Source organism: Micromonospora sp. Llam0 (assembly GCF_003751085.1).
Classification (GTDB): Bacteria; Actinomycetota; Actinomycetes; order Mycobacteriales; family Micromonosporaceae; genus Micromonospora_E.
In genome coordinates this window covers 2,682,642-2,693,384 of sequence record NZ_RJJY01000001.1, presented here as the reverse complement: position 1 = coordinate 2,693,384, position 10,743 = coordinate 2,682,642, and the positions used below count along the sequence as shown (strand labels likewise).

Below are 10,743 nucleotides of genomic sequence, written 5' to 3'. Positions count from 1 at the left end.
CATCGACAACCGGGAGGCCACCCGTGTACGACACCGACACCTACCTGCGGTGCCTGGGACTCGGCAGTGAACCGGTCCACCGCGCCGGGCCGAGCCTCAACACGCTGGTCATGCTGCACGAGCGGCATATGCGGGCGCTGCCGTTCAGCAGCACCGGATCGTTCGCGGTGCCGCGCCGCGACGGTGCCGTGGTCGAGGTGGTCGACCTGGACCTGGACGCCGCGTTCGACCCGGTCGTTGTCGCGGGCGGTGGTGGCGGCTGCGTACACCTGAATCGGCTCTTCCTGCGGTTGCTGCGCGACCTCGGGTTCGAGGCCGGGCTGCTCGCCGGGACCACCCTGGAGGGCGCCGAGGCGTACGGCGTCGAGATCGAGCACATGCTGCTGTACGTCCGGGCCGGCGGGGACACGTGGCTGGCCGACGTCGGGTACGCCGGCCCCTCGTTCCTCGCGCCGTTGCGGCTGGGGGAGACCGGCGAGCAGGTACGGCACGGCTGCCGGTACCGCTTCGAACCGGACGGCGACGGTCTGGTCCTGCGGCGCCGCCCCCGGCTCGGCCGCTGGAACACGGTCTACCGGGTCAGCCCCGAGCCGCGGGAGCTGCCGGAGTGGCGGCCGTTCGAGAAAGCGGCGAACGCCCTGCTGACCGTCCCGCCCGATCCGGACGGCCCGGGGCTGTGGAGCCGCGCCACCGACGACGGCCAGACCATCCTCAAAGGACTGCGACTGCTGACCGTGCGCGGCGGCATCGAGAAGACCCGCACGCTGACCGACGAGGAGTGGCCCGCCGTACGCGACCGCATCCTCGCACCGGCCGTGCCTCCTTGGACAGAACAGGAACGTCATGCGCCGTGAACTGTCCCGCTCGGAACTCATGTACGTCGGGGAGATCCGGACCCAGGCCCTGACCATCTGCACGGTGCGTGGCGGAGTCGATCCCGCCCTGCTGGACCGCGCGCTGAGCGCCGCACTGGCCGGTCAGCCCTCGCTGCGCAGCCGGATCACGCGCGACGGCGACCGCTGGTTCCTCACCCCGCTGGATCCCGGTGAGCTGCCCCGGCTGGCCGTGCGGCCGGACGGTCCCGGTGCGCAGGTACGCGAGTACAACAGCCCGCTGCCGATCGGCGGCCCGCTGGTGCGCGCGGTGCTGCTCACCGGCGACGGCGAGGACACGCTGGTGCTCGGCGTCGACCACGCGATCTGCGACGGGCGCAGCGCCAACGAGCTGTGCTACCGCCTCTGGCGCTACTACGCCGAGATCCAGGCCGGCACCTACGAGCCGCCCGCCGCCCCGCGCGAGGACTGGCCGGCGCCGATCGACGACCTGCTGCCGCCGCGTACCGACGAGGAGCTCGACGCCCACGTGCGGCGCCGCCTCGAACGCGCGGAGGGGGCACCGGTGGCGCTGCTGCCGTTCCTGGCGGCTCAGGACGGCAAGGAACCGCCGCGGGAAGGTGCGATGACCTCCTGCCGCCTCCTGCTCACCCGCGACGAGACGACCCGGGTGCTGGCCGGGGCCAAGGACGCCGGGGTGCCGCTCAACGGCTACGTCGCCGCGGCCCTCCTGTCGGCCCTGCGCGACCAGCTTCCCCCGGAGTTCGACGACCACCGCCTCGGCTGCTTCAACGCCGTCGACCTGCGGGACCGCGTCGTGACGCCGTTCGGCCACGAGGAGATGGTTCCGGCCGCCGCGTGGCACCAGACGCTGGCCGCCGTGCCGCGCGACGCCGACCTGGTGCTGCTGGGCAACTGGCTGGGCACCGATCTGTGGGAGGCGGTCGAGCGTGGCGGCCCCGCCCTGGAGCTGCAGGCCCTCGACCGGCTGATGACCCATCCGGCGGTGTGGGCGTCGAGCCTGATGCTGTCCAACGTCGGGCGGATCGAGGGCCCGGCGTCGCCACCCGGTCTGGAGATCGTCGACACGCGCAAGTTCGCCGTGAACAGTAAGTGGAACCCGGACTTCGGGCAGGGTCCGGTGCTCGCGTCGCCGATGACCGTCCACGGGCGGCTCAGCATCGAGATGCCGTACAGCACCGAGTGCTTCACCACCGCGCAGATGACCGGGATCCACGATCACGTGCGCGGGACCCTCGACCGCCTGGCCGACCGGGTGCCTGCGCCGGTGGGGTGACCGGCCCGCATCCCCAGTGCTGGTAGTACCGTGCCACAGCCGTTGTGCGGCACGGAGGCCGCTCCTAGCGTCACCGGTGTGAAGGCCATCATCTATACCTCGGTCGGTGCCAGCGACGTCCTCGAACTGACCGAGCGGCCGACGCCGTCGCCCGGTCCCGGCGAGGTGCGGGTGCGGGTGCGGGTCTCCGGCGTCAACGCCACCGACTGGAAGTGCCGCCAGTTCGGCCACGTCCAGGGCCGGCTCCTGTACCCGGAGGTCATCCCGCACCACGACGGCGCCGGGGTGATCGACGCCGTCGGCGAGGGAGTCGACCCGGGGCGGGTGGGGCAGCGCGTGTGGCTGTGGGACGCGGCCTGGCGCCGCCCCGGTGGCACCGCCGCCGAGTACGTCGTCGTCCCGCAGCGCCAGGCGGTCGGGCTGCCGCCGGACGTGTCGGACGAGACTGGCGCCGGGATCGGGCTGCCGGCCGTGGCGGCGCACGCCTGCCTGCTCGCCATGTGGGGTGCGCCCGATCGCCTGGGCCCGGGTGCGCTGACCGGGCGCCGGGTCCTGGTGGTCGGCGGCACCGGCACGTTCGGCCACGCGGCGATCCAGCTCGCGGCGTGGAGCGGTGCCGAGGTCATCGCCACGGCGAGCCGTCCCGAGCAGGAGAAGCGCGCGCGGGCGGCCGGAGCCCGGCACACCGTCGACTACCGCGCGGACACGGCGGTGGCGGACGTGCGCGCGGCGGCCCCCGACGGAGTCGACCTGATCGTGCAGGTGGCGCCTTCGGCGTACGCCGAAGTGGATCAGCAGGTGCTCGCCCCGGCCGGGACCGTCGCCGCCTATGCGACCGAGGGCCGTGGTCAGGTCACCCTGCCGACCGCTGTCCTCATGGGACGCAACGTGCGCTACCAGTTCGTCCTCGGCACGACGTTACCGGCCGCCGCTAAGGAGATCGCTGTCACGGACGTCGCCGCCGCGGTGACGGCCGAAGCCCTGACCGTCGGGGCGGACTCGGGCCTGCCCGTGCTGCGCTTCCCGCTGGAACGTACGGCGGAGGCACACGACGCGGTGCAGTCCGGATCGGTCGGCAAGGTATTGGTGGATGTCGCAACGTTCTGAGTCGATCACCGAACGCGATATTCGCATGGCGGTTTCGCCCCGAGCATGGTAGAGTTTCGCGGTCTTTCAGACTTACCCCATTCGCCCTGGTTACCTGCATGGTCAATGCAGGCGGCACACTCCGCTCCAGGAAGAGAGTCATCCCGTTGCGAATTCTCGCGCTGTCCGGATCGCTGCGTCAGGAATCCTTCAACACCCAGCTCCTACGAGCCCTGCCGAGCGTCGCGCCCGCCACCATGGAGTTCGACGTCTTCGACGGCCTCGCCGACCTCCCGCACTACAACCAGGACCTCGACGTCGAGGACCCGCCCGAGCCGGTGCGCCGCTGGCGTACGGCGATCGAGGAGGCGGACGGTCTCCTGATCGCCACCCCGGAGTACAACAACTCGATCCCCGGCGTGGTCAAGAACGCCGTCGACTGGGCCTCCCGTCCGGTGCCCAGCGCCGCCCTGCTCGGCAAGAGCGTGTGCGTCATGGTGGCGACGCCGGGTCGCAACCTGGGCCGTAACTGCATGGCGGACCTCAGCCGCGTGCTGCACGACTGCCACGCCCACGTCATATCGGGGCCCAACCTCATCGTCAACGAGGCCGGCACCCGCCTGCAGAACGTCAAGGACGAGACGACCGGCGAGATCACCACGACCATTGTCGACCCGTTCACCCAGCGGATCGCCACCGCCCAGTTGCGCGCGCTGGCCGAGGCGGTCGAGCACGACGCGGGACGGCACGCCGCCACCGCGCTGCGGGCGTTCCTCACGCCGCCGTCCCGCTGAAACCGGCCCACTGACCGGCACTCCCGCGGACCGGCCGTTCCCGATCACGGCCGGCCCGGGCGCACTGTCAGGTCGAGGGATGCCCGGCCGCGGCGGCCCGGACGTACCGTTCAGACAACGTCCCGCGCCGCGGATTGCCTGCTCGGACCGGGTCCCGGCGCTTCCGGAGCCGATCGGAGCCGCCTTCATGGACCCTCAGCCGCCACTCGCTCCCACCGCCGTCGAGCGGGCGCCCCTGCCGCTCGCCGGGGTCACGGTCGTGGCGCTGGAGCAGGCCGTCGCCGCGCCGCTCGCCACCCGCCATCTCGGCGACCTCGGTGCCCGGGTGATCAAGGTCGAACGCCGGGAGGGCGGCGACTTCGCCCGCGGCTACGACTCGACGATCAAGGGCCAGTCCAGCCACTTCGTCTGGCTCAACCGTGGCAAGGAATCCGTGGCGCTCGACGTGAAGACGCCGGGCGGACGCGAGGTGCTCGCCGGGCTGATCGCCACCGCCGACGTCTTCGTGCAGAACCTCGCGCCCGGCGCCACCGAACGGCTCGGCTTCGGAGCGGCCGCCCTGCGCGCCCGGCACCCTCGCCTGGTCACCGTCGACATGTCGGGCTACGGCACCGGCGGCCCGTACGAGAGCCGCCGCGCATACGACATGCTGGTGCAGAGCGAGGCCGCCCTGATCTCGGTGACCGGCTCGCCCGACCGGCCCGCGAAGGCCGGTTTCCCCGCGTCCGACATCGCCGCCGGCATGTACGCGCTCTCGTCGGTGCTGGCGGCTCTGCTCCGGCGTACGACGACCGGCCTCGGCGTCCAGCTGGAGATCTCCATGCTGGAGGCGACCAGCGAGTGGATGGGTTTCCACCTCTACTTCGCCCAGGGCACCGGCCGTACGCCGCAGCGGATGGGCCTGTCGCACGCCTCGGTCGCGCCGTACGACGCCTTCCCGACCGCCGACGGGACAGACGTGATGATCGGCGTACAGAACGACCGGGAGTGGGTGCGGTTCGCGTGCGACGTGCTCGGCCGGCCGCACCTCGCGACCGACCCGGACTGGGCGACGAACGAGGCCCGCGTGCGCGGCCGTACCGCCCTGAACGCGCTCATCGCCGGGGTCACGTCGCGGCTGGCCGGCCCGGTGCTGGAGAAGTCGTTGCAGAGGGCCGGTATCGCGTACGCCCGGCTGGGTGACGCCAACGACCTGCTGGACCATCCGCAGCTGGCCGGACGACGACGCTGGCGACCGGTACGCACACCGGCTGGCGTCGTGCGCGGGCTGCTGCCGCCGTTCACGTTCGCCGACGTGGAACTGCCGATGGGCCCGGTGCCCGCGCTGGGCGAGCACACCGAGGCGGTGCTGCGCGACCTCGGTTACCCGGACGAGCGGATCGCCGCGCTGCGTGGCCTCGACGCCGTCGGGTGCCCGCCGGCCCGCGCCGAAGCCACCCCGGTCGCATGAGCCGGGTAGCCATCGTGACCGGCGCCGGCAGGGGCATCGGAGCCTGCATCGCCCTGCGGCTGGCCGCCGAGGGGATGCCGGTCGCCGCCCTCGACCTGGACCGCGCCACCGCCACCGCCACCGCCGACCGTATCGCCAGCACCGGGGGCCGGGCGATCGCCGTCGAGGCCGACGTGAACGACCCCGACGCGGCGCGGACCGCCACCGAACACGTGGCCGAGGCGCTCGGCCCGCCGGTCGTGCTGGTCAACAACGCCGGTGCTGTGCGCGACAACGCCCTGTTCCTGATGTCGCCCGGCGACTGGGACCTGGTGCTCGGCGTCAACCTGCGCGGGACGTTCCTGATGACCCAGGCCGTCGTCGACCACATGGCGAAGGCCGGATCCGGCCGCGTCGTCAACCTGTCGAGCATCGCGGCGCTCGGCAACGCCGGGCAGGCGAACTACTCGGCGGCCAAGGCGGGCGTGGAGGGCCTGACCAAGACGCTCGCGCTGGAGCTCGGGCCGCTCAACATCACCGTGAACGCCGTCGCGCCCGGCTACATCGCCACCGACATGACCGCGGCGCTGGCCGCCCGGGCGCGGCAGACCGTGGCCGAGCACCAGGCGCGGGCCGCGGCCGGCATCGCGCTGCGGCGGGTCGGGCAGCCGGAGGAGATCGCCGAGGTCGTGGCGTTCCTGGCCGGTGAGCGGGCGTCGTTCGTGTCCGGGCAAGTCGTCCAGGTGGCGGGAGGTCCGGTGTGCTGATCGGGGAAAATCAGGACGCCGCGCCGGACACCACCGCCGGCAAGATCAAAGACCTGTCCGACCGTACGGCGGAAGCCGAGCGCAACGGGGGTGCGGCGGCTGTCGCCCGCCAGCGTGCCCGGGGCCGCGGCACCGCGCGCGAACGCATTGGCGGACTCCTCGATCCGGGATCCTTTGTGGAGATCGACGCCCTGGCGGCCCACCGTAGCGGCGCCCCCGGCATGGCCACCCGCCACCCGGCCGGCGACGGCGTGGTCACCGGCACCGGCACGGTCGGCGGCCGCCCGGTGGTCGTCTACAGCCAGGACGCCTCGGTCTTCGGCGGTGCGGTCGGCGAGGTGGGCGGCGAGAAGATCCTCAAGGCGATGGACCTGGCCGTACGCGTCGGCTGCCCGATCGTGGGAATCAACGACGGCGGGGGAGCGCGGATCCCGGAGGGCGTCGTCGCGCTGCGCATCTACGGCGAGATCTTCATGCGCAACGTGGCGACTTCCGGCGTCGTACCCCAGATCTCGCTGATCATGGGTCCGTGTGCGGGCGGTGCCGTCTATTCCCCGGCGCTGACCGACTTCACGGTGATGGTCGACCGGACCAGCCACATGTTCATCACCGGGCCGGGCATCGTCCGGGCGGCCACCGGCCAGGAGATCGACCTGGAGGATCTCGGCGGCGGCCGGCTGCACAACACGCGGACCGGGGTGGCGCACCACCTCGCCGCCGACGAGCCCGCCGCGCTCGATTACGTCCGGAAGCTGCTGGGCCACCTGCCGGGCAACAACCGGGAGCAGCCGCCGCCGGTGCCGCGCGCCGCGGCCGCCGCCGAGCCCACGACCGCCGACCTCGAGCTCGACACGCTGATCCCGGACTCGTCGCGCCGGGCGTACGACGTGCGGGAGATCCTGGCCCGGGTCCTCGACGACGGCGAGGTGCTGGAGGTCCAGCCGCTGTTCGCGCCGAACATCATCTGCGGGTTCGGCCGGGTGGACGGCCGCAGCGTCGGCGTGGTCGCCAACCAGCCGGCCCGGTTCGCCGGGGCGCTGAACATCGACGCGTCCGAGAAAGCGGCCCGGTTCGTGCGGACCTGCGACGCGTTCAACGTGCCCCTGGTGACCTTCGTCGACGTGCCGGGTTTCCTGCCCGGCACCGACCAGGAGTGGAACGGGCTGATCCGCCGCGGTGCCAAACTGATCTACGCGTACGCCGAGGCCACCGTCCCCAAGATCACGGTGATCACGCGGAAGGCGTACGGCGGCGCGTACGGGGTGATGGGCTCCAAGCACCTCGGCGCCGACTTCAACCTGGCGTGGCCGACCGCCCAGATCGCGGTGACCGGGGCGTCCGGCGCGGTCAGCGTGCTCAACCGGGTCGAGCTGGACGCCCTCGGCGAGGCGGAGCGGGCCGCCCGCCGCGCCGAGCTGGAGCGGGAGTACGAGGAACTCGTCAACCCCTACCAGGCGGCCGGCCGTGGCTACGTCGACGCGGTCATCCCGCCGTCGCACACCCGCGGCCAGATCGGCCGGGCCTTGCGCCTGCTGGAGGGCAAGCGGGTCGCCACCCCCGACCGCAAGCACGGGAACATCCCGCTCTGATCCTGGCCGCTCTGAGCCGGCCGCCTTCGCGGGTCAGCGGAACGCGGAGATCCCGGTCACCGCCCGCCCGATGACCAGCTGGTGGATCTCCTCGGTGCCCTCTACGGTCAGCACCGCGTCGAGGTTGGCCAGGTGCCGGGCGACCGGGTGGGCCATCGTGATGCCGTCGGCTCCCAGGATCGTACGGGCGGCGCGGGCCACCTCGATCGCCGAGCGCGCGTTCGCCAGCTTGCCGAGGCTGATCTGCTCGGGGGTCAGCGTCCCGGCCCGCTTGAGCTGGGCCAGCCGGAGCGCGGTGAGCCCGGCGTACGTCAGCTCGACGACCATGGTGGCGAGCTTGCGCTGGGTCAGCTGGAACCCGGCGATCGGCCGTCCGAACTGGTGGCGCCGCCCGGCGTACTCGAGGGCGGCCGAGTAGCAGGTGCGGGCTGCGCCGGCCAGACCCCAGAGGATGCCGAAGCGGGCCTCGTTGAGGCAGGACAGCGGCGCTTTGAGCCCGCGGGCCAGCGGCAGCACGGCCGAGCCGGGTACGCGTACGTTCTCCAGCCGCAGATTCGTCGAGACCGAGGCGCGCAGCGAGAGCTTGTCCCGGATCTCGGTCGCGGTGTAGCCGGGGGCCGACGTGGGCACCAGGAACCCGCGCGGGCCATCCTCGGTGCCGGCCCAGATGATCGCGACGTCGGCGATCGTCCCGTTGGACATCCACGCCTTGGTCCCGTCGATCACCCAGTCGGCGCCGTTGCGGCGGGCCACCGTGCGCATCGACGCCGGGTCGGAACCGGAATCCGGCTCTGTCAGCCCGAAGCAGCCCAGGGCATCGCCGGCGGCCATCGTGGGCAGCCACTCCCGGCGCTGCTCGTCGTCACCCCAGCGGTGGATCGCGTACATGGCCAGGCAGCTCTGCACCGACAGGAAGCTGCGCAGACCGGAGTCCACGGCCTCCAGTTCCCGGCAGGCCACGCCGTAGGCCGCCGGCGAGGCGTTCGCGCACCCGTACCCGTCGAGCTGCATGCCGAGAAGGCCAAGTTTCCCGAGGTCCTTGGCGATCTGCCGGGGCAGTTCGCCATCCTGGTACCAGTCGTCCACACGGGGCAGGAAATGCTCGGTGGCGTGCGCGCGAACGGTGTCGCGCACCGAGCGCTCGGCGTCGTCGAGCTGGTCGTCCAGCGCGAGGAAATCGTCGTTGTCCACCAGGTCAGACTCGCGCCCGGAAGCACCCGGGCACAATCACCGAACTCGATAGTCGTCGCCGCTCAGGGCGTCGCGATCTGCTTCCAGGTGCTGGCCAGCTCGACCCGGGAACTGACGTCGAGTTTGCGGAACACCTTCCTCAGGTGGAACGCCACGGTGTGCGTCGAGATGAACAGCTGCCTCCCCACCCCCGCGTTGGTGAGACCCTGGCTGACCAGTTCGGCCACGGCGAACTCGGTGTCGGTGAGCGGACCCGCGCTGGTGCCGGCCCGCCCGGTCAGCCGGGGTACCTGCCGCCGGCGTACGCCCAGGTCGCGCAGTTTGCTGTTGACCCGGAACATGTCGCGCGACGCCCCGATGTCGAGGTAGCCGTCGGCGGCCCGGCTGAGAGCCACCACGGCGGCGTCCTGGTCGGACGCCCGGGCGGACAGCAGCAGGCCCGCGTCCTCGGCCGCCGAGGCTCGTGCCCACGGGTCCTGGGTGAGGTCCTCGGCGGCGAGGAGGCGCTCGGCGCTGTCGTCGAAGAGCCCGGCGGCGTGCAGCGCGGAGGCGTAGAGCAGCGGGTACTGCGGGTTGCACACCGAGAGGCCGTGCGCCTGGAAGACGACCCGGGCGGCGAGGTCCCGGGCGTCCAGCTTCAGCGCGGCCCGCACCAGCCAGGCCGCAGCGGCCGGGTTGGCCACCAGCAGTTCCCGCAGCAGGCGCTCGTCGGTGGTGATGCTCTCGATGAGGTGCGCGACGCTGGCGGTGCCGTCACGGACCTCCAGGATCTGGGCGACGGCCCACGAGCACCGGCCCGGTATGAACCGGGTGTGCCCGAGCAGGGCGTCGTCCTTGAGCTGGTTGACGTACGTGCCGACGGCGTTCATGTCGCCCTGCCGCAGCGCGGTCTGGGCGAGCAGGGTCCGGCCCAGCGGCAGCAGGGTGCGCGCGGCCGCCCGTTCGGCCAGCACCAGCCCGTCCCGGGCGGCGGCGACCACGTCGTCCAGCCGGCCCACGGCGAGCGCGATCTCCGATCGGCACAGCGTGGCGGCGGCCAGCAGGCGATCGCTCGGGACGTGCGTGTCGCGGGTCAGCGCGCGGGCCAGTTCCTGACGACCGTGCGGCAGATCGCCGAGGCGGACGAGGACAGTGGCGTGCCAGACCTGCGCGAGACGGGTGCGGTCGCGATCGGCGGCGGTGCTGTCGTCCCGGCCGGACGCGGCCCGCCGGGCAAGCTCGCGGCACCAGTCGATCCGGCCCTCACGCCAGGCGGCGGCGGAGGCCACGATGGTCGCCACCGTCGCGTGGACATCCTGCCCGAGGTAACTTCCGGTGGGTTCTTTCAAGAGGGATGAGGCCTCTGACGTCATCGTTTCCTCGATTTCGTGCTGCCGGGCACCCTCACGGGGCGCCGGAAGTCCCGGACCGGCGAACGTGGATCACAAAGCGGGATCGAACGACCGCATGCGTGGTCTATGCGTTCTCGACCTTCGAATTGCCGCCCACCCGCGCGGAATTCCGGCCCGGTTGTCCGGGCTGGTCGTCCGGGCCGTTGCCCGGGAACCGCGTGCGGGAGGTGCGACGGCACGAACCGTCCACTGGGGCCTCTCCTCCGTGGCCGCCTCCGGGCCTGCCGATCGAGGCCGGCCCGTGGCTTGAGCAATGTCGGTCGTCGATGAGTCGACAGTGAATCGGTAAATCGCTATTTCCCCCGTTCGGGCCCCACGGTAGTCGGCGCCGGGCCATATACGCAAGGTCTGGTAGTTATCACTCCG

9 protein-coding genes are annotated in these 10,743 nt (G+C 72.3%); 7 read left to right on the top strand and 2 right to left on the bottom strand.

Annotation, left to right across the window (positions count from 1 at the left end):
• The first annotated feature begins 23 nt into the window (after positions 1-23).
• The 7 genes from EDC02_RS11940 (at position 24) to EDC02_RS11910 (ending at position 7,795) form a co-directional block, all read left to right on the top strand.
• Positions 24-854, top strand: coding sequence for an arylamine N-acetyltransferase (locus EDC02_RS11940; protein ID WP_123602003.1), 831 nt, complete (start codon positions 24-26; stop codon positions 852-854).
• A complete protein-coding gene (locus tag EDC02_RS11935; RefSeq protein ID WP_123602002.1) occupies positions 844-2,130 on the top strand; it encodes a hypothetical protein in 1,287 nt (428 codons plus the stop codon). The genes EDC02_RS11940 and EDC02_RS11935 overlap by 11 nt, the downstream gene beginning before the upstream one ends.
• 78 nt (positions 2,131-2,208) lie before the next feature.
• On the top strand, positions 2,209-3,237 hold the full coding sequence (locus EDC02_RS11930; RefSeq protein ID WP_123602001.1) for an NADPH:quinone reductase: 1,029 nt from the start codon (positions 2,209-2,211) through the stop codon (positions 3,235-3,237).
• A gap of 146 nt (positions 3,238-3,383) precedes the next feature.
• Positions 3,384-4,010 carry an NADPH-dependent FMN reductase gene (locus EDC02_RS11925; RefSeq protein ID WP_158632163.1) on the top strand — a complete coding sequence of 209 codons (627 nt, stop codon included), beginning with the start codon at positions 3,384-3,386 and terminating at the stop codon, positions 4,008-4,010.
• A 187-nt stretch (positions 4,011-4,197) separates the two neighbouring features.
• Entirely contained in the window at positions 4,198-5,460 is a 1,263-nt protein-coding gene (locus EDC02_RS11920; protein ID WP_123604721.1) for a CaiB/BaiF CoA-transferase family protein, read from the top strand.
• Positions 5,457-6,206, top strand: a complete 750-nt coding sequence (fabG, locus tag EDC02_RS11915; protein WP_123601999.1) for a 3-oxoacyl-ACP reductase FabG — start codon at positions 5,457-5,459, stop codon at positions 6,204-6,206. The genes EDC02_RS11920 and fabG overlap by 4 nt, the downstream gene beginning before the upstream one ends.
• Positions 6,206-7,795, top strand: coding sequence for an acyl-CoA carboxylase subunit beta (locus EDC02_RS11910; RefSeq protein ID WP_199757838.1), 1,590 nt, complete (start codon positions 6,206-6,208; stop codon positions 7,793-7,795). The genes fabG and EDC02_RS11910 overlap by 1 nt, the downstream gene beginning before the upstream one ends.
• 33 nt (positions 7,796-7,828) lie before the next feature.
• Here the strand turns inward: EDC02_RS11910 and EDC02_RS11905 are convergent, their stop codons facing one another.
• Together EDC02_RS11905 and EDC02_RS11900 are read right to left on the bottom strand one after the other, a co-directional pair.
• On the bottom strand, positions 7,829-8,986 hold the full coding sequence (locus EDC02_RS11905; RefSeq protein WP_123601997.1) for an acyl-CoA dehydrogenase family protein: 1,158 nt from the start codon (positions 8,984-8,986) through the stop codon (positions 7,829-7,831).
• Between the two features lie 62 nt (positions 8,987-9,048).
• Entirely contained in the window at positions 9,049-10,266 is a 1,218-nt protein-coding gene (locus EDC02_RS11900) for a LuxR family transcriptional regulator (RefSeq protein ID WP_123601996.1), read from the bottom strand.
• Positions 10,267-10,743 lie beyond the last annotated feature (477 nt).

Coding starts and splice junctions, on each gene's coding strand:
- EDC02_RS11920 (WP_123604721.1), top strand. CDS start 4,198: ATGGACCCTCAGCCGCCACTCGCTCCCACCGCCGTCGAGCGGGCGCCC.
- fabG (WP_123601999.1), top strand. CDS start 5,457: ATGAGCCGGGTAGCCATCGTGACCGGCGCCGGCAGGGGCATCGGAGCC.
- EDC02_RS11935 (WP_123602002.1), top strand. CDS start 844: ATGCGCCGTGAACTGTCCCGCTCGGAACTCATGTACGTCGGGGAGATC.